Raw genomic sequence first — 22,568 nt, forward strand, 5'->3', positions numbered from 1 at the left:
TTCAGCGATCTTGAAACCTTGCGCCCCCTTCGGGCGCGATCGTCCGAACGCGGCCCGAGCCTGCGGCAGCGGCTATAGGGATATCAGGTGGCTGCGATTTTCATCGCCCGCACCTCAGGCATACTCCCTCGCACACCCGTGAACGAAGGAACGCCCCGCCATGAAAGCCCTGTCTCTGAGCCTCGCCTGCCTGACCGCCCTTCTCGCCAGCCAGGCCCAGGCCTCCAGCCCGGACGCCTGGGTGACATTCGACAAGCAGGTGCGGGCCAGTTGCACCAAGGCCAGCCAGTTGAAGAATGTCAAAGTGCTGGGCAACGCCGCGCAGTTCGACGACCGGGTCGGCTACAGCGCCCTGCTGCTCCAGGGCCAGTACCCGCAAAAACACATGAAGGGCCAGATTGGCGTCGAACTGTGCCTGTACGACAAACAGCGCAAGAGCACCCATGTCACCGAGTGGGATTCGATTCGCCCCGCCCTCGAGGCCAAGGGCCGGTGACTGGCGCATAACTTGCTTCGAGAGCGCTATCCAGAGGGCGATGTGAGTCATTCCGTCGCCGCTTCCGCCTTTCGACTATGGCTGCCGGCTCAATGAATACTCGTTTTTCCTGCGTAGGCTGCGGCAAATGCTGCAACGATCATCACGTTCCCCTGACCCTCGGAGAAGCCCGCCAGTGGGCGCTGGATGGCGGCCAGGTGATAGTGCTGGTGGAGGGGTTCCTGAGCAACGGCCTGGGGCTGCCGGCCCAGCAGCGTGAGCACGCCGAACGGCGCTCCTGTGTGGTGCCCAGCGGCAATGCCCAGGCCCACGTGGCGATCACCTTCGCCGCCTACAACGTCGGCCCCTGCCGGAATCTTGACGAAGACCAGCTGTGCCGGATCTATGAGCGCCGGCCGCTGGTGTGCCGCATCTACCCGATGGAAATCAACCCGCACATCCCGCTCAACCCGGCGATCAAGGAGTGCCCGCCCGAATCCTGGGAAAAAGGCCCGGAGCTGATCGTCGGCGGTGAGCTGGTGGACCTGGAACTGGCCGAACTGATCCAGCGCTCACGCCAGGCCGACCGCGACGATATCCACAGCAAACAAGCCATCTGCCAACTGCTGGGCATTCACACCACCGCGCTCAAGGGCGATGGTTTCACTGCCTACCTGCCGGACATGGCCGCCCTCGCCGAAGCCATCGAGCGGGTCCAGGCGCAACCGCTGGCCGCGCCGGCCAGCGAGTGGCTGTTCCATGTATCCGGTGCGGACATTGCCGGGCAGGTGCAGGACGCCGGCGCCCAGGTGGTGACCGAGGCGCCGCTCACCTACGCCTTCATTTCCCTGCGTGCGGCCTGATCTGTAGCCGCTGCCGCAGGCTCGGGCCGCGTTCGGACGATCGCGCCCGAAGGGGGCGCAAGACCTCAAGATTGTCGAAGGCCTACGGCCTTATCGCAGCCTTCGGCAGCGGCTACAAAGCTCGGGCTTCAGCGCTTGCCCATCGAGCGACGGGTGCCGGGTGGCGCCGCGCCTGGGGTCTTGGTGTGGCCGTTGGTGGCGCCGTTCTTGTACCAGGGTTGCTGGGCATTCTTGGCCTGGGCGAACTCGGACGGCTTGAACGGAAACTTGAACGGCGCGATCGCCGGTTTGCCTTCGCCAGGCGCGCTGGCGTCATCGACCTGGTCGGCGCTGGGAGCGTCGGACACAGGCGGTTGTGCTGGGGTAGTCATGGAAGCTCCGGGTGAAAAGCAAAGGCCGGGCCCGGGGAAGCGGGCCGCGAAGGCCGGCAGTATACCCAGGTTGCGGATCTTTGAGCTGCCGCGACCGATGGGGCAAGGGTCATAGGTCGGCCTTTGCTGACAGCGCTGTCAGGCAGGCGTCACGTTGCTGACCCGGTCGGTCGGCTATAAAGGGGCCATCGATACTGGTCATCCTCCCGTCCCACCTGCCCCCCGGCGCTGGCGTCCATGCGTAATCAAAAAACAACCCTAGTGCTCGCAGGCGTGCTCGCCGTTCTCGCCGCCGGTGGCCTGTGGCACCTGCTCAAGCCGCCCAGCGCCAAACTGGCCGCGCCAACCGCTGTGCCGGTGCGGGTGATCAGCGTCGCCCAGCGGGATGTGCCGCGGTATGTCAGTGGCATCGGCTCGGTGCTGTCGCTGCACAGCGTGGTGATCCGGCCCCAGGTGGACGGCATTCTCACCCGCTTGCTGGTCAAGGAAGGCCAACTGGTCAAGGCCGGCGACCTGCTGGCGACCATCGACGACCGCTCGATCCGCGCCAGCCTCGACCAGGCCCGGGCGCAACTGGCGGAAAACCAGGCGCAACTGCAGGTGGCCCTGGTCAACCTCAAGCGCTACAAGCTGCTGTCGGTGGATGACGGCGTGTCCAAGCAGACCTACGACCAGCAGCAAGCACTGGTCAACCAGCTCAAGGCCAGCGCCCAGGGCAACCAGGCCGCCATCGACGCGGCGCAGGTGCAGCTGTCCTATACCCAGATCCGCTCGCCGGTGTCCGGCCGCGTTGGCATCCGCACCGTCGACGAAGGCAACTTCCTGCGCACCAGCGATACCCAGGGCCTGTTCTCGGTGACCCAGATCGACCCGATCGCGGTGGAGTTCTCCTTGCCGCAACAGATGCTGCCGACCCTGCAGGGGCTGCTGGTCGCCGAACACCCGGCAACGGTGGACGCCTACCTGGGCGCCGATACAGACTCCGCCACAGGCGAGCACCTGGGCGAAGGCCACCTGAGCCTGATCGACAACCAGATCGACACCAACACCGGGACCATTCGCGCCAAGGCCGAATTCAGCAATCCCGGGCAAAAGCTCTGGCCCGGCCAGCTGGTGACCATCAAGATCCGGACCGCCGTGGAAAAAGCCGCCCTGGTGGTACCGCCCAGCGTGGTGCAGCGCGGCCTGGACAAGCACTTCGTGTATCGGGTCAAGGATGACAAGGTGGAAATCGTCCCGGTGCAGATGGTCTATCAGGACAGCGGCCAGAACATCATCAAGGGCGTGCAGGCCGGCGACCTGCTGGTGAGTGACGGCCAGTCGCGGCTCAAGGCCGGCTCGCATATCGAGGTGCTCAGCGAACCGCCGCAACAGATCCAGGCGGCGAATACGGAGCCACAGCCATGAAGGGCCACGGCTCGATCTCCGCCTGGTGCGTCGATCATCCGGTCGCCACCCTGCTGCTGACCTTTGCCCTGGTGCTGCTGGGCGCCATCGCCTTTCCCCGGCTACCCATAGCCCCGCTGCCGGAAGCCGAATTCCCGACCATCCAGGTCACCGCGCAGCTACCCGGCGCCAGCCCGGAAACCATGGCCTCCTCGGTGGCCACGCCGCTGGAGGTGCAGTTCAGCGCCATCCCCGGCATGACCCAGATGACCTCCAGCAGCGCCCTGGGCTCGACCAACCTGACCCTGCAATTCACCCTCGACAAGAGCATCGACACCGCCGCCCAGGAAGTGCAGGCAGCGATCAACACCGCCTCGGGCAAGCTGCCCAACGACATGCCGAGCCTGCCCACCTGGCGCAAGGTCAACCCGGCGGACAGCCCGGTGCTGATCCTCAGCATCAGTTCCACGCAGATGCCCGGCACTGAACTGAGCGACTACGTGGAAACCCTGCTGGCCCGGCAGATCAGCCAGATCGACGGCGTCGGCCTGATCAACATCACCGGCCAGCAACGCCCGGCGATCCGCGTCCAGGCCTCGCCCGACCGGCTGGCGGCCATCGGCCTGACCCTGGCCGATATCCGCGTCGCCCTGCAGCAGGCCAGCCTCAACCTGGCCAAGGGCGCGCTGTATGGCGAGTCGAGCATCTCGACCCTATCGACCAACGACCAGCTGTTCCATCCCGATGACTACAACCAGTTGATCGTTTCCTACAAGAACGGCGCGCCGGTGCAGCTCAAGGATGTCGCCCGGGTCATCAGCGGCCCGGAAAACGCCTATGTACAGGCCTGGTCCAACGATCAGCCGGGGCTCAACCTGGTGATCTTCCGCCAGCCGGGGGCCAATATCGTCGACACCGTGGACCGCATCCAGGGCGAACTGCCGCGCCTGGAAGCCATGCTGCCGGCCTCGGTGGACGTGACTGTGCTTTCGGACCGCACCAAGACCATTCGCGCCTCCTTGCACGAAGTGGAAATCACCCTGCTGATCGCGGTGCTGCTGGTGGTGGCGGTGATGGCGCTGTTCCTGCGCCAGCTGTCGGCGACGCTGATCGTCTCCAGCGTGCTCGGCGTGTCGCTGGTGGCCAGCTTTGCGCTGATGTATGTGATGGGCTTCAGCCTGAACAACCTGACCCTGGTGGCGATCGTGATCTCGGTGGGTTTCGTGGTCGACGACGCGATTGTCGTGGTGGAGAACATCCATCGCCATCTGGAGGCCGGCGACGGCATGCGCGAGGCAGCGATCAAGGGCGCCGGCGAAATCGGCTTCACCGTGGTGTCCATCAGCTTCTCGCTGATCGCCGCGTTCATCCCCCTGCTGTTCATGGGGGGCGTGGTCGGCCGGCTGTTCAAGGAGTTTGCCCTGACTGCCACCTCGACCATCCTGATTTCGGTGGTGGTGTCGCTGACCCTGGCGCCCACCCTGGCGGCGTTGTTCATGCGCGCTCCTACTCATCATCCCCACGATCGCCCGGGCTTTGGCGAACGCCTGCTGGCGCTCTACGAGCGTGGGCTGCGCCGGGCCCTGGCCCATCAGCGGCTGATGCTCGGCCTGTTCGGCCTGACCCTGGGCCTGGCCATCGCCGGCTATGTATTCATTCCCAAGGGCTTCTTCCCGGTGCAGGACACCGGCTTCGTGCTGGGCACCAGCGAAGCGGCGGCCGACATCTCCTACCCGGACATGGTGGCAAAACACCTGGCCCTGGCGAAGATCCTCGGCGCCGACCCGGCGGTGGAAACCTTCTCCCATTCGGTCGGCGTCACCGGCAACAACCAGACCATCGCCAACGGCCGCTTCTGGATCGCCCTCAAGGACCGCGGCCAGCGGGACGTTTCCGCCAGCCAGTTCATCGACCGCATTCGCCCGCAGATGGCCAAGGTCCCGGGCATCGTCCTGTACCTGCGGGCCGGCCAGGACATCAACCTCAGCTCCGGGCCGAGCCGCAGCCAGTACCAGTACGTGCTCAAGAGCAACGACGGGCCGACCCTCAATACCTGGACTCAGCGCCTGACGGAGAAACTGCGGGCCAACCCGGCCTTTCGCGACCTGTCCAACGACCTGCAACTGGGCGGCAGCATCACCCACATCAGCATCGACCGCAGCGCCGCGGCGCGTTTCGGCCTGACCGCCACCGATGTCGACGAAGCGCTCTACGACGCCTTCGGCCAACGCCAAGTCAACGAGTTCCAGACCGAGACCAACCAGTACAACGTGATCCTCGAACTGGACGCCAAGCAGCGCGGCAAGGCCGAGAGCCTGAACTACTTCTACCTGCGCTCGCCCCTGAGCGGCGAGATGGTGCCGCTGTCGGCGCTGGCCAAGGTCGACCCGCCCACCGTCGGCCCGCTGTCCATCGCCCACGACGGCATGTTCCCAGCCGCCAACCTGTCGTTCAACCTGGCGCCCGGCGTGGCCCTGGGCGACGCGGTGATCATGCTCGAGCAGGCGAAAAACCAGATCGGCATGCCTGCCTCCATCGCCGGCAACTTCCAGGGCGCGGCCCAGGCCTTCCAGAGTTCCCTGGCCAGCCAGCCGTGGCTGATCCTCGCGGCGCTGGTGGCGGTGTACATCATCCTCGGCGTGCTCTACGAGAGCTTCGTCCACCCGCTGACCATCATTTCCACCCTGCCCTCGGCCGGCCTTGGCGCGCTGATCATGCTCTGGCTGCTGGGCCAGGACTTCTCGATCATGGCCCTGATCGGCCTGGTACTGCTGATCGGCATCGTCAAGAAAAACGGCATCCTGATGATCGACTTCGCCCTCGAAGCCCAGCGCAAGGGCGGGCTGTCGCCGCAGGAGGCGATCTACCAGGCCTGTATCACCCGTTTCCGGCCGATCATCATGACCACCCTCGCCGCGTTGCTCGGCGCCCTGCCGCTGATGCTCGGTTATGGCGCCGGCGCCGAACTGCGCCAGCCACTGGGGATCGCCGTGGTCGGTGGCCTGCTGGTGAGCCAGGCGCTGACGCTGTTCACCACTCCGGTCATATACTTGTGGCTCGAGCGGCTATTCCATCGGCCCACACCAGCGCCGGCGCTGGCAAGCACATCCTGAGGCGGGGTCATGCGCGTTCTGATTATCGAAGATGAAGAGAAAACCGCGGACTATCTGCACCGCGGCCTGACCGAACAAGGCTACACCGTGGACCTCGCGCGCGACGGCGTCGAGGGCCTGCACCTGGCGCTGGAAAGCGACTACGCGGTGATAGTGCTCGACGTGATGCTGCCCGGCATCGACGGCTTCGGCGTGCTGCGGGCCCTGCGCGCGCGCAAGCAGACACCGGTGATCATGCTCACCGCCCGCGAGCGCGTCGAAGACCGTATCAAGGGCCTGCGCGACGGCGCCGACGACTACCTGGGCAAGCCTTTTTCCTTCCTCGAACTGGTGGCACGCCTGCAGGCTTTAACCCGCCGCAGCGGTGGTCACGAGCCGGTGCAGATCAGCATCGCCGACCTGTGGATCGACCTGATCAGCCGCAAGGCCAGCCGCGCCGGCACCCGCCTGGACCTGACCGCCAAGGAGTTCTCGCTGCTCAGCGTGCTCGCCCGGCGCCAGGGCGAGATCCTGTCGAAAACCGCGATCGCCGAGATGGTCTGGGACATCAATTTCGACAGCGACGCCAACGTCGTCGAAGTGGCGATCAAGCGCCTGCGGGCCAAGCTCGACGGGCCGTTCGAACAGAAACTGCTGCACACCATCCGCGGCATGGGTTATGTGCTGGAGAACCGCGGTGCCTCGTAACTCGATTGCCCTGCGCCTGAGCGGGTTGTTCACCCTGGTCGCCCTGCTGGTGTTCCTGCTGATCGGCGGCGCGCTCTATCAACAGGTGGACAAGGGCCTGGGCCTGCTGCCCGAGGCCGAACTGGACGCACGCTACAGCGTGCTGGAGTCAGCCCTGACGCGCTTCGGCAATCCGGAGCACTGGGCCAAGATCAACAACAAGCTCAAGCTGCTCAGCGAAGAAGACAAGCGCATCAATTTCTGGGTGGTCAGCGGCGACCCCGCCTACGAATACGGCAACCCCGACCCGCAGATCCGCAGCTTCGCCCAGGGCCCGCTGGGCATGCGCGACCTGACCCTGCCCGGGCATCCCTATCCGCTGAAAGTGCTGGTCAGCCAGCTGCCGGCCAAAGAGTTGCGCCCGCCGCTACGCTTTCTGATCGCCATCGACACCGAGACCTTCTACGAGACCCAGCACCAGTTGTTGATTGCCCTGATCAGCCTGGCCATCGTCGGCGTGCTGCTGGCTTCGGCGCTGGGTTACTGGGTCGCGCGCATCGGCCTCAAGCCCTTGATCGGGCTGTCCGAAGAAGCCCAGCGCCTGGCCCCGCCGCGGCTGTCCGGGCGCTTGCAACTGTCGTCGCTGCCGCCGGAGCTGACGCAGTTCGCCAACTCGTTCAACTCGACCCTGGAACGGGTGGAACAGGCCTATTCGCGCCTGGAATCCTTCAATGCCGACGTCGCCCACGAACTGCGCTCGCCGCTGACCAACCTGATCGGCCAGACCCAGGTGGCGCTGACCCGCGGGCGTTCCGCCGAGCATTATTTCGAGGTGCTGCAATCCAATCTCGAGGAGTTGGAGCGGCTGCGCTCGATCATCAACGACATGCTGTTCCTGGCCAGCGCCGACCAGGGCAGCAAGGCCACCAAGCTCGCCAGCACCTCCCTGGCCAGCGAAGTGGCCACTACCCTGGACTACCTGGACTTCATCCTCGAAGACGCCCAGGTCAAGGTCGAGGTACGCGGCGATGCCCAGGTGCAGATCGAGATCGCCCACCTGCGCCGGGCACTGATCAACCTGTTGAGCAATGCCGTGCAGCACACCGCGCCGGGACAGGTGATCCGGGTGCAGATCGACGTGCAGGAACACCAGGTGGCCATCGCCGTGAGCAACCCCGGCCAGACCATCGCCAGCGAGCACCTGCCCCGGTTGTTCGAGCGTTTCTACCGGGTCGATGCCTCCCGCAGCAACAGCGGCGCCAACCACGGCCTGGGGCTGGCGATCGTCAAGGCCATCGCCCTGATGCACGGCGGCGACGTGTTCGTACGCAGCGATGACGGCATGAACACCTTCGGCATCTACCTGCCGATCTGAACCCCTCCTCTTCTTCCGTAGGAGCAGCCGGTCGACGCTCGATTGCTCGCGATAGCGGTACGTCAGGCACGGCGTATTGCCCGCATCGCCGGCAAGCCTGGCTCCTACAGAAACAGTCTCACCACGAACCTGTAGGAGCGAAGCTTGCTCGCGATGGCGGTACGTCAGGCACAGCGCATTGCCTACATCGCCGGTAAGCCTGGTTCCTACAGAAGCGGCAGTCACTATTGCTTTTGGCGTAACAGTGCTTATCCTATTCGGCGCTTTTTCCAGCAGCCCCGAAGTTATATTTTTGTCGCACCTAATTTGAACTTGCTCTGCAAGAAGGTCTTCAGAAATGTCCAACAGTATGGGTATTGCCAGCGCCTTTGTTTTGTCCTCCCTGTTCTTGGCCCCTATGGCCATGGCCGAAGAATCGCAGACTTTCGCCGCGCATAACGCCGCACGCGCCGCTGCATTCCAGGACGCCCAGGAAGCGCTGGCTGCCAAGCAACAGAACGCCGAGCAGCTGCAGAACACTACGGCGGAACAACGCCAGCCGGAAGTTCAGAAAGACAGCTGATACCTGCTACCGACTCGTTTCCCTCGACAACTTCTCTGCTCTAACCCTGGAGTAAGTTGTCTTAAAGCCGCTGATAACAGCGGCTTTTTTTTGCCATGTAGAACTGGCCGTTTCATTCGTTTCACCCAGAACAAGAAACACCCGAATCGACAATAACAACGATCACCATTTATCCAAGGAGCTTTATACCGGTGAAGGTCACGTCAACTCTCAGCCCGTTGTTCATTGCAATGGCTGCAACTATCGCCCCCTGCGTCCAGGCAGCCGATGAGGCCAGCCCGGAAGGCTTCGTCGAAGGCGCAAGCCTCAAGCTCAACGCCCGCAACTACTACATGAATCGCAACCGCCACCAGCAGAACGATGACAACATCGAGTGGGGCCAGGGTTTCCTGGGGATCTTCGAGTCGGGTTATACCCAGGGCACAGTCGGTTTCGGTGTCGATGCCAACGCCATGCTCGGCCTGAAACTCGATGGCGGTGGCGGCACCGACAGCTCGAGCATCCTGCCGATCAGCGATGGCAGCGGCAAAGCGCCGACGTCGTTTTCCACCGCTGGCGCCACCCTGAAAATCCGCGCCTTCGACACCGAGCTCAAGGCCGGCGACTTGTTCCTCAACAATCCGGTGATCGCCGGCGGCCAGAGCCGCATGCTGCCGCAGACCTTCCGCGGTGTCAGCCTGACCAACCACAGCTTTGACGGCTGGCTGCTCGAAGGCGGCCAGGCCAGCTTCACCAAACCCTATAATCAGAGCGGCCGCCGGCGTATCGGCAGCGCGTACAGCAATCCGGCGAACGGCACCGAAAGCCAGCACCTGAATTGGGCTGGCGTGGCCTGGAGCGGCATGACCGGGCTGACCAGCAGCCTGTACGCCGCCGAACTCAAGGACATCTGGAACCAGTACTACTACGACCTCGACTACAGCTATGCGCTGAACGAGCTGGTGACCCTGAATCCGGGCCTGCACTTCTATCACACCCAGGACACTGGCGACGCTCTGCTGGGCGACATCGACAACAACACCTACAGCCTGCATTTTACCCTGGGCGTCGGCCATCACAGCCTCACCGCCGCCTACCAGCGGGTGAACGGCAACACACCGTTCGACTACATCAACCAGGGCGACAGCATCTACCTGGACAACTCCCAGCAGTATTCGGATTTCAACGGCCCCAACGAGCGCTCGTGGAAACTCAAGTACGCCTACGACTTCGCCGGCCTCGGCCTGCCGGGCCTGACCTCGGCGCTCTCCTACTCGCGCGGCGAGCTGGACCTGACCAAGGTCGATCCCCACAGCCGTGGCTACGCCCACTGGTACAGCGCCGGCGGCGAACACGCCAAGCACTGGGAACGCGACCTCGACCTCAAGTATGTGGTCCAGGGCGGCAAGGCCAAGGACCTCGCGGTCCGCCTGCAGTGGGCCACCAACCGGGGCGGCAATGGTTATGGCGCGCTGGACAACGACACCGACGAATACCGGGTGATCCTCGACTACCCGATCAATGTGTTCTAAGCGCGATTAAGCAAAAGGCCAGCATCATTTTGCTGGCCTTTTTTTTGTCTGGGATTTATACATGCGCCCGCAGGCGCGATCGGTCTCTGCAACTCTGCTCGCTTCACCCGAAAATACCCTTACAACGTATAGATCGCAGAAGTCAGAACCATGAGTGTGAGTAGTGCGACACCCCGCAACACGACCACTTCGACCCGGTCGGAAAGGATGCTGATTCTTGGAAGCTCATTGATGGTCATCTCCATCCTGAGCATCGTGACTTTCTTGCTGATTCGCGAGCGCGGCAGCGTCGAAAGGGCCGCCACCCGTGCGGCTTCCAACATCGTGCAATTGATCGACGCCGACGTGCTGCGCAACGTCGAGTTGTACGACGTATCCCTGCGTGGCCTGATCAGCGCCTCGCAACGCGAGGACCTGAAGCAGGTCTCGCCGACCATTCGCCATATGGCGCTGTTCGACCGGGCCACCGCTGCGCCCTACAAGGGCAATATCCTGCTGCTCGACTCCCGTGGCGACGTGCTCGCCGACTCCGCTTCGGTCGAACCGCGCAAGGGCAACTTTGCCGATCGAGAGTACTTCCAGTCCCATGTGGATAACCCCGATCCGGGCATGCTGATCAGCCGACCGTTCCGCGCCCGCCCGCCCGAGCTGGATTGGCGCATCAGTTTCAGCCGGCGGGTTTCCAACGAGCGCGGGGAGTTCCTCGGCGTGGCCGAAGCGGCCATGCGCCTGGACTACTTCAGCCAATTGTTCAAAAGCCTGAATGTCGGCCGCGACAGCTCGGTCAACCTGATCAGTCGCGACGGTATCCTGCTGGCCCAGGAACCGCCGCGAGCGGATAACCTGATCGGCCAGGACTTCAGCCAACGGCCCAATTTCATCCGCATCCTGAGCGAGGGGAATGGCAGCTTCAAAGGCCTGTCCAGCACCCAGCAGCCACGCCTGTATACCTTCTCCCAGGTCGGTGACCTGCCGCTGATCGTAATCGTGGCGCTCTCCAGCAATGAAGTCTTCGCCTCCTGGCAGCGCACCGCGCTGGTAGTCGGTGGCGCCACCGGTGCGCTGTGCCTGGGCCTGCTGTGGCTGACCTGGCTGCTGTGCCGGGAACTGCGTCGCCGCCAGAGCGCCGAGCAGGAACTTGCGCAACTGGCCGCTACCGACGCCCTCACCGGCCTCGACAACCGCCGCAGCCTGGATCAGACCCTGGCCCGCGAATGGGGACGCGCGCAGCGCTCCCACAGCGCCCTGTCGCTGCTGATGCTCGACGTGGATCACTTCAAGGCCTTCAACGACCGCTACGGCCACCCGCTCGGCGATGAAGCCCTGCGCATCGTGGCCCGGGTGATCAGTGACAATATCCGTCGCCCCGGCGACCTGGCTGCGCGCTACGGCGGCGAGGAGTTCGCCGTGGTCCTGCCGGAGACCGACAACGAAGGCGCCCGACGTATCGCCGAGCATATTCGCCTGGGGGTCGAACGCCTGCCGCCTATCCAGGACGGCGCCTCGCCGATCACCATCAGCATCGGTCTCAGCACCTGGGCAGGCACGCCGAAGTCCAGCCTGGAAGCGCTGTGCTCGATGGCCGACAAGGCGCTGTACCAGGCCAAGGCCGAAGGGCGAAATCGGGTGGTGGGTTAAGGGACCTCATCGCGGGCAAGCCTTGCCTCGTCTGTAGGAGCGAGGCTTGCCCGCGATAGCGTCATCAGCCACGCAACAATCTGCGGACATAAAAAAAGGCCACCCGAAGGCAGCCTTTAAAAACAAAAGGAAAGAGAGTGTTACTTACACGGCCGCAACTGGACGCATGTAAGAGATCGGTGCAGTGCTGGCATCTTCGAAGGTCACGACTTCCCAAGCGTCTTTCTGCTCAATGAGCTTGCGCAGAAGCTGGTTGTTCAGTGCATGGCCCGACTTGAAGCCTTTGAACTCACCTATCAGGCTGTTGCCCAGCAGGTAGAGGTCACCAATTGCGTCGAGGATCTTGTGCTTCACGAATTCGTCTTCGTAGCGAAGGCCGTCTTCGTTCAGTACACCATCCGCGTCGACCACGATGGCGTTTTCCACGCTGCCGCCGAGTGCGAGGTTGTGCTTGCGCAGGTACTCGATATCACTCATGAAACCAAAGGTACGGGCGCGGCTGACTTCCTTCACGAACGACGTGCTGGAAAAGTCCACGCTTGCACTCTGGGTGCGGTCACGGAAAACCGGGTGATCGAAATCGATCTCAAAGCTCACTTTAAAACCGTCGAAAGGCACGAAAGTGGCGCGCTTGTCGCCGTCTTCCACCGTCACCTCACGAAGGATGCGGATGAACTTCTTGGCTGCGTCCTGTTCTTCCAGGCCGGCAGATTGAATCAGGAATACGAAGGGTCCAGCGCTGCCATCCATGATCGGGACTTCGGACGCGGAGAGCTCGACGTAGGCGTTATCGATGCCCAGGCCAGCCATGGCCGAGAGCAAGTGCTCCACCGTGTCCACTTTGGTGTCACCGTTGACCAGTGTGGTCGACATAGTGGTTTCACCAACGTTTTCCGCGCGAGCAGGAATCTGCACCACAGGGTCCAGGTCGGCACGACAAAACACAATGCCGGTGTCGACAGGCGCAGGCTTGAGGGTCAGGTAAACCTTCTCCCCAGAGTGCAGGCCTACACCTGTGGCACGGATAATATTCTTCAGGGTGCGTTGTTTAATCATGGCTTGGGCCGCTTCAGCGCAAATTGCGAACTGGTATCAACAAAGGCTGGCGATAATAGCAGACCAGACCTTTGCTGAACACCAATCACCCTAATACCCCTGATACATTCCATCAATCGGCCTGGCGACGCAGGAAAGCCGGGATGTCCAGATAGTCCAGATCATCTTGCGGATTCAGCTTCGCCGCAGTCGCAGCACTGGCCTGGGCCTGGTTGCGCATGACGGTCGGACGGTCCAGATCACGGTAGTTGACCGACGGCAGTTCCTGACGGGCAGGTGCTGGCGCCTGTGCAGCGGCCATGGAGGTTTGCACGGTATTGTCGATGACCTTTACAGGCTTCTCGATTTTCGCGCCCAGACCCGTGGCAACCACGGTCACGTGCAGCTCGTCGCGCATATCCGGATCGATAACGGTACCGACCTTGACCATGGCGTGCTCGGAAGCGAAGGCTTCAATGATGCTACCCACGTCGGAGTACTCACCCAGGGACAGGTCGGGACCTGCGGTGATGTTCACCAGGATGCCGCGTGCGCCTTGCAGGTTCACGTCTTCCAGCAGCGGGTTGCGGATCGCCGCTTCGGTCGCTTCACGTGCACGGTTTGGACCGCTGGCGCAGCCAGTGCCCATCATCGCCATGCCCATTTCGCTCATCACGGTACGCACGTCGGCGAAGTCGACGTTGATCATGCCCGGACGCTTGATGATGTCGGAGATACCGCGAACGGCACCGGCCAGAACGTCGTCGGCCTTGGCGAAAGCCGACAGCAGGCTGGCGTCCTTGCCGAGGATGGTCAGCAGCTTTTCGTTGGGAATGGTGATCAACGAATCGACGCTTTCGCTCAGCGCGCGGATGCCTTCATCGGCGATCTGCATACGCTTGCGGCCTTCGAACGGGAACGGACGAGTCACTACCGCAACGGTAAGGATGCCCATTTCCTTGGCCACTTCGGCGATGATCGGCGCAGCACCGGTACCGGTACCACCGCCCATGCCGGTGGTGATGAACACCATGTTGGTGCCCGCCAGCACTTCAGCGATACGCTCGCGGTCTTCCAGAGCGGCTTGGCGGCCGACTTCAGGATTGGCGCCAGCACCCAGGCCCTTGGTCACGCCGGTACCCAGTTGCAGGATGGTCCGCGCGCCGATGTTTTTCAGCGCTTGAGCATCAGTGTTGGCGCAGATGAATTCGACGCCTTCGATGTTGCTCTTGACCATGTGATTGACGGCGTTGCCGCCGCCACCGCCGACACCGATAACCTTGATTACCGGACTTGCGGGGACGTTGTCTACGAGTTCGAACATTTTCCCTCTCCTTTCATTTCTCTAGTTTTTTCGCCTACTGCTTACAACGGTGTTGCGGTAAATCTTCAGAAGTTGCCCTGCACCCAGCTCTTGATGCGATCGAGCAAAGCAGCCTTGGGTTCGTCGCTGCTGTAGCTGTCCCGGCTGCCGATGCCGGAGAACGAGATACCGTCGGACTGCTTCTGCAGCCCGTACAACAGCAAGCCCACGCCGGTGGAATAGATCGGGTTGCGCACCACGTCGGACAGGCCCTTGACGGTGTGCGGCACGCCCAGGCGGACCGGCATGTGGAAAATCTCTTCAGCCAGTTCGACCGCGCCTTCCATTTTCGAAGTACCGCCGGTCAGCACGATGCCGGCCGGGATCAGGTCTTCATAGCCGCTGCGACGCAGTTCGGCCTGGATCAGGGTGAACAGCTCGTCGTAACGCGGCTCGACCACTTCGGCCAGGGCCTGGCGGGACAGCTCGCGCGGTGGACGGTCGCCGACGCTTGGCACCTTGATGGTTTCACCGGCACCGGCCAGCTTGGCCAGGGCGCAGGCGTAACGAATCTTGATTTCTTCGGCGTACTGGGTCGGCGTACGCAGCGCCATGGCGATGTCGTTGGTCACCTGGTCGCCGGCAATCGGGATCACCGCGGTATGGCGGATCGCACCTTCGGTGAAGATCGCGATGTCGGTGGTACCGCCACCGATATCCACCAGGCACACGCCCAGCTCTTTCTCGTCGTCGGTCAGCACCGAATAGGCCGAGGCCAGCTGTTCGAGAATGATGTCGTCGATTTCCAGGCCGCAGCGACGCACGCACTTTTCGATGTTCTGTGCGGCATTCACCGCGCAGGTCACCACGTGCACCTTGGCTTCCAGACGCACGCCGGACATGCCCAGGGGCTCGCGCACGCCTTCCTGGTTATCGATCACGTAATCCTGCGGCAGGGTGTGCAGCACCCGCTGGTCGGCCGGAATCGCCACGGCCTGCGCCGCGTCGAGTACCCGTTCCAGGTCCGCCGAGCTCACTTCACGATCACGAATCGCCACGATGCCGTGGGAGTTCAGGCTGCGAATGTGATTGCCCGCCACGCCGACGAACGCCGAGTGGATACGGCAACCGGCCATCAGTTGCGCTTCTTCTACCGCGCGCTGGATCGATTGAACGGTGGACTCGATATTCACCACCACGCCCTTCTTCAGGCCGCGCGATGGATGGGTGCCGATACCGACGATTTCCAGCGTGCCATCGGCCGCGACCTCGCCTACCAGCGCCACCACCTTGGAGGTGCCGATATCCAGACCGACGATCATTTTGCCGCTTTGCACGTTTGCCATGGTCCTGCCTCTTCTTAATTCTTCGCGACGGCGGGTTGGGCCGTCGTGGGCGCTACAGGTCCCCGCCAGCCGACGGCCAGGCCGTTGGCATAACGCAGATCGATGCGCGCGATGTTCGTAATCTGTTCTTTCAGCGTTTTTTCATAAATGGCAATGAAGCGGCGCATCTTCTCCACAAGGTGATCGCGTCCAAGCAACAACTCGATGCCAGGACCGGCGCTGCCGGCCCCCGTGGTCAGGAACCAGCTGCCGCGCTCGCGCAACTCCAGACGGGCGATGGAGAAACCCATCGGGCGAAGCATCTGGCTCAACACCTGGTACTGCTGCATCACCTGCTGCTGGGCCCGCTGCGGGCCGAACAACTGTGGCAAGTGCTCATAGTTCGCCAGCTCACGCGGAGTGAAGGCCTGGCCCTGGTTATTCAACAGCGCCTCGTCGCCCCAACGGGCCACCGGCAGTTGTTCTTCCAGGCGAATCACCACCTGGTCCGGCCACACACGCCGTACCTCGGCATGAGCGATCCACGGCATCTGTTCCAGCTCGGTGCGCATGCTCGCCAGGTCGATGGTGAAGAAGCTCGACGCGACGTAGGGCGCGATCCGCTGCTGCACCGCCTGCTGGCTGATGTAACTCAGGTCGCCCTGCACCGCGACCTTGGTGATCGGCCGGTCGGCATAAGGCAGCAGGCGTTGCGCGCCTTCGTAAGTCCCGAAGCCCAGCGCGACCAGCAACACCGGCCACATCAGGCTTTTCAGCACGCCAAAGTTGGCTTTCGGCAGGCGCGCCGACATCGGCTCCTTGGCCACCATCCGGCTGGCACCACGCGGCACCGGCTTGCGGCCGGGAGCGGGTTGCTGATGACGTAGCTGGGCGCCTTGCATGGCCTTAACCTCGCGGCTCTGCGTTACTGACGACACTCTCCGCCAGGATGGCCAGAACCAGCTGCTGGAAATCCAGACCGGCGGCGCGGGCCGCCATCGGAACCAGGCTGTGATCGGTCATGCCGGGAGCGGTGTTCACTTCCAGGAACCAGAACTGGCCATCGGCGTCCTGCATCACGTCGGCACGCGCCCAACCGGCGATACCAAGCGCCCCGCAGGCTTTCGCCGTCAGGTCCATGAGCTCCTGCTCTTTGTCGCTGTCGAGGCCGCACGGGATCCGGTACTGGGTATCGGAAGCCAGGTACTTGGCGTCGTAATCGTAAAACGTGTGGGGCGTGCCCAGGGCGATCGGTGGCAATACCTGGCCGCGCAGCGTGGCAATGGTGAACTCCGGACCTTGGATCCATTGTTCGACCAGAACTTGCGAGTCGTAGGTGCTGGCCGCTTTCCATGCGTCGATCAGTTCGGACGCGGATGTCACTTTGGCCATACCAATACTGGAACCTTCATGCGCCGGTTTGACGATCAAAGGCATGCCCAGTTCCGTAGCCGCGCAAATACAATCGGCCTCGGAGCCAAGTACGGCGTGGCGTGGCGTCGGAATACCGAGGCTGTGCCAGACCTGCTTGGTACGCAGTTTGTCCATCGCCAGCGCCGAGGCCAGGATGCCGCTGCCGGTGTAGGGAATGCCCAGGCATTCCAGCAGGCCCTGCATGCTGCCGTCTTCGCCGCCACGACCGTGGAGGATGATAAAGGCGCGGTCGATCTTCTCGTTCAGCAGGCGCTGCAGGAAGTCGTCACCGACGTCGATGCCAAAGGCATCCACACCGGCGCTCAGCAAGGCTTCGAGTACGGCGTTGCCGGACTTCAGCGAGACTTCGCGCTCGGCGCTCTTGCCGCCGAACAGCACGGCGACGCGACCGAAATCCTTCGGCGCGAGGGTCGAAAACAGAGAGGCGTAGGCGGCGGTCATTTCGACTTCCCCTGACCGGCAGGCACGGCACCCGCGAACAACGGACTATTCAGCAGTTTCGGCGCAAGGCCGCCGATATCACCGGCCCCCTGGCACAGCAGGATGTCGCCGGCGCGCAGCAACGGCTTGACCAACGGCGCGAGGTCGACCCCACGCTCGATGTAGATCGGATCCAGCTGACCGCGCTGACGGATGCTGTGGCACAGCTGACGGCTGTCCGCCCCCGGGATCGGCTCTTCGCCCGCTGGATAGACTTCCATCAACAGCAGGACGTTGGCGTCCGCCAGCACCTGGACGAAATCGTCGTACAGGTCGCGGGTGCGGCTGAAACGGTGCGGCTGATAGACCATCACCAGGCGGCGCTCAGGCCAGCCACCGCGTACGGCCTTGATCACCGCCGCGACTTCGGTCGGGTGGTGGCCGTAGTCGTCCACCAGCATCACATTGCCGCCTTCCACCGGCAGCTCGCCGTAGACCTGGAAGCGTCGACCCACGCCCTGAAAGCCCGACAGGCCCTGGACGATGGCTTCATCGCTGATGCCTTCGTCGGTGGCGATGCAGATGGTCGCCAGGGCGTTCAGCACGTTGTGGTTGCCCGGCATGTTCACCGAGACATCCAGCGGCTCGCGATCGGGACGCAGCACGGTGAAGAAGGTCTGCATGCCCTGCTGACGGACATTGATCGCCCGCACGTCGGCGCCTTCGTTGAAACCGTAGGTGACGGTCGGACGCTTGACCTGTGGCAGGATCTCGCGCACCACCGGGTCGTCCAGGCACAGCACGGCCAGGCCATAGAACGGCAGGTTGTGCAGGAATTCGACGAAGGTTTTCTTCAGTTTGTTGAAGTCACCGTCGTAGGTCGCCATGTGGTCGGCGTCGATGTTGGTCACCACGGCTACCAGCGGCTGCAGGTGCAGGAAGCTGGCGTCGCTTTCATCGGCTTCGGCGATCAGGTAGCGGCTGGTGCCCAGCTGGGCATTGGTACCCGCTGCATTCAGCCGGCCACCGATGACGAAGGTCGGGTCCAGGCCACCGGCGGCAAACACCGAGGCCAGCAGGCTGGTGGTGGTGGTCTTGCCGTGGGTACCGGCAACGGCGACACCGTGGCGGTAGCGCATCAGCTCGGCCAGCATTTCCGCGCGCGGCACTACAGGGATACGGCGTTCCAGGGCGGTGGCCACTTCCGGGTTGGAGGTGTTCACGGCGCTGGACACCACCAGTACATCGGCGTTGGCGGCGTTCTCGGCGCGGTGGCCGATAAAGATCTGCGCACCGAAGGACTCGAGGCGCTCGGTAACCGGCGAAGCCTTGAGGTCGGAGCCGGAGACCTGGTAGCCCAGGTTCAGCAGCACTTCGGCGATCCCGCACATGCCCACGCCGCCGATACCGACGAAGTGGATGCGACGGATGCGGCGCATTTCCGGTTGTGGCATGGCTTTCTGATTCTCAACCATGGGCCACCTCCAGGCAGATATCGACCACGCTACGGGTGGCATCGGGTTTGGCCAGGCGACGAGCTGCGTCGGCCATGCTGTTGAGTCGTTCCGGTTGCATCAAAACCTCTGTCAGGCGAGCGGCAAGGTCCGCTGCGCCAGTCGTTCTTTGCGGCATCAGGAAAGCGGCGCCTTCACGAGCCAAATAATCGGCATTGCGGGTCTGGTGATCGTCGATGGCGTGAGGCAAAGGCACGAGCATCGAAGGCAGACCGGCGGCAGCCAGTTCACTGACGGTCAACGCGCCTGCGCGACAGACCACCAGGTCAGCCCAGCCGTAGGCTTGGGCCATGTCTTTGATGAACGGCTGCACCTGCGCCTCGACGCCGGCGACGCGATAGCGCTCTGCAGTCACTTCATCGTGGTTTTTGCCGGCCTGATGAAACACTTCCGGACGCAGCTCGGGGGAGACCAGCGCCAGGGCTTCAGGCAGCAACTTGTTCAACGGCTCTGCTCCCAGGCTTCCGCCCAGGATCAGCAAACGCGCCTTGCGTCCGGCCAAAGCCTCGCGCGGTGTATCGAGGAACAGCTCGGTGCGCACCGGGTTGCCGGTGGTACGCCGGCTGCTGGAGGCACCAAAGGTGTCCGGGAAAGCTTCGCAGACTCGGGCCGACAACGGCACCAGCAGCCGATTGGCGGTACCGGCGACCGCGTTCTGTTCATGAACGATCACCGGCACACCGGACAGTTTTGCCGCGACGCCACCAGGGCCGGTCACATAACCGCCAAAGCCCAGCACACAGACCGGCTTGAGCTGACGAATGATCCGGCGCGCCTGCAGCACCGCCTTGAGCAGTACGAATGGCGCCTTGAGCAGCGACAGCTTGCTCTTGCCCCGCAGGCCGCTGACGTTGATCAGGTGCAGTTGCAGGCCGGCGTTCGGCACCAGCTCGTTTTCGATACCGCGCGGGGTGCCGAGCCAGTGCACGGTATAACCGCGCGACTGGAACTCACGGGCACAGGCCAGCGCCGGGAACACATGTCCGCCGGTGCCACCGGCCATGATCAGCACATTAGCGCCCATGGCTTGGCTCCTCGGCGAAGTCGCTCTCGCTGAACTCCATCTCTTCGCTGCCCAGGTGGGTCCGACTCTCCCACTCGATGCGCAGCAACAGGCCAAGACAGGCGCAGCAGATCACCAACGAACTGCCGCCATAACTGAGGAACGGCAAAGTCAGACCTTTGGTCGGCAGCAGGCCGACGTTCACCCCGATGTTGATCAGGAACTGGCCGATCCACAGGAACGACAGGCCATAAGCGACATAGGCGGCAAAGAACTGCTTGGCTTTCTCGGCCCACAGGCCGATGTACATGCCACGGATACAGACAAAGACGAACAGCGCGACCGTGCACAGGGAACCCACGGCGCCCAGCTCTTCGGCCAGGACCGAGAACACGAAGTCGGTGTGGGCTTCCGGCAGGTAGAACTGCTTCTGCACGCTGTTGCCCAGGCCAACGCCCAGCCATTCGCCGCGGCCGAAAGCAATCAAGGCCTGGGACAACTGGTAGCCAGCGCCGAACTGGTCGGCCCAGGGGTCGGCAAAGTTGGTCAGACGCGCCATTCGATAGGGCTGCATCTGAATCAGCAGGACCACCGCCGCGACCGCCAGCACCACCATCAAGGAAAAACGGAACAGCCCGACCCCGCCGAGGAACAGCATCGCCGCCGCGGCCCCCATCATCACCACGGTGGCACCGAAGTCCGGCTCCATCAGCAGCAGGCCAGCCATTGGCAGCAGCACGATGAACGGCTTGAAGAAGCCCATCCAGCTTTCGCGCACTTCTTTCTGGCGACGCACCAGGTAACCGGCGAGGTAGATCACCACGAATACCTTGGCGATCTCGGAAGGCTGGACGTTGAAGAAACTGAAGCCGATCCAGCGCATCGAACCGTTCACTTCACGGCCGATCCCCGGAATGATCACCATCACCAGCAAGCCGAAGGCACCGAGCAGCATCATCCAGCCCAGGCGTTGCCAGGTGGCGATCGGAATCATCATGGTGACGATGCAGGCGCCCAGGCCCAGCACCACGTAGATAAGGTGGCGAATCATGTAGTACAGGGCGCTGCCCGACTGCACCGCCGCCACTTCGGTGGAGGCCGAGGCAATCATGATCAACCCGAGGCCAAGCAGCGTCAGGCAGCCGGCGAGCATCGGGAAGTCGAGGTCGACGCCGCGCCCGGTGATGATCGGCGATGGATAAGGCTTGATGATGTCTCTCAGGTTCATGCCAGATCCTCCACGGCGCGGACGAACTGGTGACCACGGTCTTCGTAATTCTTGAACATGTCGAAACTGGCACAGGCTGGCGACAGCAGCACCACATCACCAGCTTGGGCAGTGGCACGGCATTGCGCCACGGCTTCGACCAGGGAGCCGACGCGAATCAGCGACACGGCATCGCCAATGGCCTCGCCGATCTTGTCGGAATCGCGGCCCATCAGGATCACGACGCGGCAGTTGGCCGCCACCGGATCGCGCAGGTCCTTGAACTCGGCACCCTTGCCGTCGCCACCGGAGATCAGCACGATCTTGCCTTCGATGTCCGCGCCCAGGCCTTCGATGGCCGCCAGTGCGGCGCCAACGTTGGTGGCCTTGGAATCGTTGTAATAACCCACGCCATCCAGGTCGCGAACCCACTGGCAGCGGTGCTCGAGGCCGGCGAAGCTGCGCAGGGCCGAGAGCATGGCGTCGAATGGCAGGCCGACCGCATGCCCCAGGGCCAGCGCCGCCAGGGCGTTGGACTGGTTATGGGCGCCGCGGATCTTCAGCTCGCGCACCGGCATCAGGTTCTGGAATTCGAAGGCCAGGTATTTCTCGCCATTCTCTTCACGCAGGCCGAATGCCTTGAAGTCGGGTTTGCTCAGGCCGAAGGTCCAGCACGGCAGGCCTTCGCCGATCAATGGCCGGGTCAGGGCATCCTGGCGGTTGAACACCACTTGCCGGGCGCCACGGAAGATCCGGTGCTTGGCCAGGTGGTACGCCGGCAGGCCGCTGTAGCGGTCCATGTGGTCTTCGCTGATGTTCAGCACGGTGGCCACTTCAGCACCCAGCTGATCGGTGGTTTCCAGCTGGAAGCTGGACAGTTCCATGACGTACAGCTCGACGTCGTCGCTGAGCAGGTCCAGGGCCGGGGTACCCAGGTTGCCGCCCACGGCGACCCGCTTGCCCGCGGCCGCAGCCATTTCTCCCACCAGGGTGGTCACGGTGCTTTTCGCGTTGGAACCGCTGATGGCGACGATCGGCGCCTTCGCGTTACGCGCGAACAGCTCGATATCGCCGGAGAGTTTCACCCCACGGGCAGCGGCGGCTTGCAGGGCCGGGGTCGCCAGGGCCAGGCCAGGGCTCACGTAGAGCTCGTCGGCACGGCACAGGAAGTCGACGTCCAGCTCGCCACAACGCACTTCCACATGCGGATAGTCACGGCGCAGCGTGGCCAGCTCCGGTGGATTTTCCCGCGTATCGGCGACGGCAAACGACACGCCCCGGTTCGCCAGGAAGCGAACCAGGGACATGCCGCTCTTGCCGAGGCCGACAACGATGCGGAAGTGGTCAGAAGCGATCAGAGACACTCG

At 63.3% G+C, this 22,568-nt stretch carries 19 protein-coding genes; 9 read left to right on the plus strand and 10 right to left on the minus strand.

Annotated elements, in window-relative coordinates; genetic code table 11:
• Positions 1-160: 160 nt before the first annotated feature.
• Together C4K38_RS26250 and C4K38_RS26255 are read left to right on the plus strand one after the other, a co-directional pair.
• Positions 161-496: a hypothetical protein gene (locus C4K38_RS26250; RefSeq protein ID WP_053280791.1), complete on the plus strand. Its 336-nt coding sequence runs from the start codon at positions 161-163 to the stop codon at positions 494-496.
• Positions 497-588: 92 nt separating this feature from the next.
• Positions 589-1,338 carry a YkgJ family cysteine cluster protein gene (locus tag C4K38_RS26255; protein WP_053280792.1) on the plus strand — a complete coding sequence of 250 codons (750 nt, stop codon included), beginning with the start codon at positions 589-591 and terminating at the stop codon, positions 1,336-1,338.
• A 128-nt stretch (positions 1,339-1,466) separates the two neighbouring features.
• Here C4K38_RS26255 and C4K38_RS26260 read toward each other — a convergent pair whose 3' ends face one another.
• Positions 1,467-1,709 (minus strand): hypothetical protein, encoded by a 243-nt coding sequence (locus C4K38_RS26260; protein ID WP_007922116.1) that lies wholly within the window; start codon positions 1,707-1,709, stop codon positions 1,467-1,469.
• A gap of 237 nt (positions 1,710-1,946) precedes the next feature.
• Between C4K38_RS26260 and C4K38_RS26265 the strand changes: the two genes are divergently transcribed.
• From C4K38_RS26265 to C4K38_RS26295, 7 genes are all read left to right on the plus strand, one after another.
• Positions 1,947-3,116: an efflux RND transporter periplasmic adaptor subunit gene (locus C4K38_RS26265; RefSeq protein WP_053280793.1), complete on the plus strand. Its 1,170-nt coding sequence runs from the start codon at positions 1,947-1,949 to the stop codon at positions 3,114-3,116.
• Positions 3,113-6,208, plus strand: a complete 3,096-nt coding sequence (locus C4K38_RS26270; protein ID WP_053280794.1) for a multidrug efflux RND transporter permease subunit — start codon at positions 3,113-3,115, stop codon at positions 6,206-6,208. Before C4K38_RS26265 ends, C4K38_RS26270 begins: the two co-directional genes overlap by 4 nt.
• A gap of 9 nt (positions 6,209-6,217) precedes the next feature.
• Positions 6,218-6,895, plus strand: a complete 678-nt coding sequence (locus C4K38_RS26275; protein ID WP_009050709.1) for a heavy metal response regulator transcription factor — start codon at positions 6,218-6,220, stop codon at positions 6,893-6,895.
• Complete coding sequence (locus tag C4K38_RS26280) at positions 6,885-8,249, plus strand: heavy metal sensor histidine kinase (RefSeq protein WP_124345322.1); 1,365 nt, start codon at positions 6,885-6,887, stop codon at positions 8,247-8,249. The genes C4K38_RS26275 and C4K38_RS26280 overlap by 11 nt, the downstream gene beginning before the upstream one ends.
• A gap of 337 nt (positions 8,250-8,586) precedes the next feature.
• Positions 8,587-8,811, plus strand: a complete 225-nt coding sequence (locus C4K38_RS26285; RefSeq protein ID WP_053280796.1) for a hypothetical protein — start codon at positions 8,587-8,589, stop codon at positions 8,809-8,811.
• 230 nt (positions 8,812-9,041) lie between these two features.
• Positions 9,042-10,322, plus strand: a complete 1,281-nt coding sequence (locus tag C4K38_RS26290; protein ID WP_053280797.1) for an OprD family porin — start codon at positions 9,042-9,044, stop codon at positions 10,320-10,322.
• 150 nt (positions 10,323-10,472) lie between these two features.
• Positions 10,473-11,960: a sensor domain-containing diguanylate cyclase gene (locus C4K38_RS26295; RefSeq protein WP_053280798.1), complete on the plus strand. Its 1,488-nt coding sequence runs from the start codon at positions 10,473-10,475 to the stop codon at positions 11,958-11,960.
• Between the two features lie 144 nt (positions 11,961-12,104).
• Here the strand turns inward: C4K38_RS26295 and lpxC are convergent, their stop codons facing one another.
• From lpxC to murD, 9 genes are all read right to left on the minus strand, one after another.
• Positions 12,105-13,016, minus strand: a complete 912-nt coding sequence (gene lpxC / locus C4K38_RS26300; RefSeq protein ID WP_009045509.1) for a UDP-3-O-acyl-N-acetylglucosamine deacetylase — start codon at positions 13,014-13,016, stop codon at positions 12,105-12,107.
• A gap of 112 nt (positions 13,017-13,128) precedes the next feature.
• The gene (ftsZ, locus tag C4K38_RS26305; protein ID WP_007922129.1) at positions 13,129-14,319 is read right to left on the minus strand and encodes a cell division protein FtsZ; all 1,191 of its coding nucleotides are present in this window, start codon (positions 14,317-14,319) and stop codon (positions 13,129-13,131) included.
• 65 nt (positions 14,320-14,384) lie between these two features.
• Positions 14,385-15,644 (minus strand): cell division protein FtsA, encoded by a 1,260-nt coding sequence (ftsA, locus tag C4K38_RS26310; protein ID WP_007922131.1) that lies wholly within the window; start codon positions 15,642-15,644, stop codon positions 14,385-14,387.
• 14 nt (positions 15,645-15,658) lie between these two features.
• Positions 15,659-16,525, minus strand: coding sequence for a cell division protein FtsQ/DivIB (locus tag C4K38_RS26315; RefSeq protein ID WP_053280799.1), 867 nt, complete (start codon positions 16,523-16,525; stop codon positions 15,659-15,661).
• Between the two features lie 4 nt (positions 16,526-16,529).
• Positions 16,530-17,498, minus strand: a complete 969-nt coding sequence (locus C4K38_RS26320) for a D-alanine--D-alanine ligase (protein WP_053280800.1) — start codon at positions 17,496-17,498, stop codon at positions 16,530-16,532.
• The gene (gene murC / locus C4K38_RS26325; protein WP_025806185.1) at positions 17,495-18,952 is read right to left on the minus strand and encodes a UDP-N-acetylmuramate--L-alanine ligase; all 1,458 of its coding nucleotides are present in this window, start codon (positions 18,950-18,952) and stop codon (positions 17,495-17,497) included. Before murC ends, C4K38_RS26320 begins: the two co-directional genes overlap by 4 nt.
• Positions 18,945-20,015, minus strand: a complete 1,071-nt coding sequence (murG, locus tag C4K38_RS26330; protein ID WP_053280801.1) for an undecaprenyldiphospho-muramoylpentapeptide beta-N-acetylglucosaminyltransferase — start codon at positions 20,013-20,015, stop codon at positions 18,945-18,947. Before murG ends, murC begins: the two co-directional genes overlap by 8 nt.
• Complete coding sequence (gene ftsW, locus C4K38_RS26335; RefSeq protein WP_007928477.1) at positions 20,005-21,222, minus strand: putative lipid II flippase FtsW; 1,218 nt, start codon at positions 21,220-21,222, stop codon at positions 20,005-20,007. Before ftsW ends, murG begins: the two co-directional genes overlap by 11 nt.
• The gene (murD, locus tag C4K38_RS26340) at positions 21,219-22,565 is read right to left on the minus strand and encodes a UDP-N-acetylmuramoyl-L-alanine--D-glutamate ligase (protein ID WP_053280802.1); all 1,347 of its coding nucleotides are present in this window, start codon (positions 22,563-22,565) and stop codon (positions 21,219-21,221) included. The genes ftsW and murD overlap by 4 nt, the downstream gene beginning before the upstream one ends.
• Positions 22,566-22,568: the final 3 nt, after the last annotated feature.

The sequence above is a fragment of the Pseudomonas chlororaphis subsp. piscium genome, assembly GCF_003850345.1.
Lineage (GTDB): Bacteria > Pseudomonadota > Gammaproteobacteria > Pseudomonadales > Pseudomonadaceae > Aquipseudomonas > Aquipseudomonas piscium.

Excerpts from the sequence above, each read along its gene's own strand:
- C4K38_RS26315 (WP_053280799.1), bottom strand. The coding sequence starts at position 16,525 with ATGCAAGGCGCCCAGCTACGTCATCAGCAACCCGCTCCCGGCCGCAAG.
- C4K38_RS26295 (WP_053280798.1), top strand. The coding sequence starts at position 10,473 with ATGAGTGTGAGTAGTGCGACACCCCGCAACACGACCACTTCGACCCGG.
- lpxC (WP_009045509.1), bottom strand. The coding sequence starts at position 13,016 with ATGATTAAACAACGCACCCTGAAGAATATTATCCGTGCCACAGGTGTA.
- ftsW (WP_007928477.1), bottom strand. The coding sequence starts at position 21,222 with ATGAACCTGAGAGACATCATCAAGCCTTATCCATCGCCGATCATCACC.
- C4K38_RS26260 (WP_007922116.1), bottom strand. The coding sequence starts at position 1,709 with ATGACTACCCCAGCACAACCGCCTGTGTCCGACGCTCCCAGCGCCGAC.
- C4K38_RS26270 (WP_053280794.1), top strand. The coding sequence starts at position 3,113 with ATGAAGGGCCACGGCTCGATCTCCGCCTGGTGCGTCGATCATCCGGTC.
- murC (WP_025806185.1), bottom strand. The coding sequence starts at position 18,952 with ATGGTTGAGAATCAGAAAGCCATGCCACAACCGGAAATGCGCCGCATC.
- C4K38_RS26255 (WP_053280792.1), top strand. The coding sequence starts at position 589 with ATGAATACTCGTTTTTCCTGCGTAGGCTGCGGCAAATGCTGCAACGAT.
- murG (WP_053280801.1), bottom strand. The coding sequence starts at position 20,015 with ATGGGCGCTAATGTGCTGATCATGGCCGGTGGCACCGGCGGACATGTG.
- C4K38_RS26290 (WP_053280797.1), top strand. The coding sequence starts at position 9,042 with ATGGCTGCAACTATCGCCCCCTGCGTCCAGGCAGCCGATGAGGCCAGC.
- ftsZ (WP_007922129.1), bottom strand. The coding sequence starts at position 14,319 with ATGTTCGAACTCGTAGACAACGTCCCCGCAAGTCCGGTAATCAAGGTT.
- ftsA (WP_007922131.1), bottom strand. The coding sequence starts at position 15,644 with ATGGCAAACGTGCAAAGCGGCAAAATGATCGTCGGTCTGGATATCGGC.
- C4K38_RS26320 (WP_053280800.1), bottom strand. The coding sequence starts at position 17,498 with ATGACCGCCGCCTACGCCTCTCTGTTTTCGACCCTCGCGCCGAAGGAT.
- C4K38_RS26250 (WP_053280791.1), top strand. The coding sequence starts at position 161 with ATGAAAGCCCTGTCTCTGAGCCTCGCCTGCCTGACCGCCCTTCTCGCC.
- C4K38_RS26265 (WP_053280793.1), top strand. The coding sequence starts at position 1,947 with ATGCGTAATCAAAAAACAACCCTAGTGCTCGCAGGCGTGCTCGCCGTT.
- C4K38_RS26285 (WP_053280796.1), top strand. The coding sequence starts at position 8,587 with ATGTCCAACAGTATGGGTATTGCCAGCGCCTTTGTTTTGTCCTCCCTG.
- C4K38_RS26275 (WP_009050709.1), top strand. The coding sequence starts at position 6,218 with ATGCGCGTTCTGATTATCGAAGATGAAGAGAAAACCGCGGACTATCTG.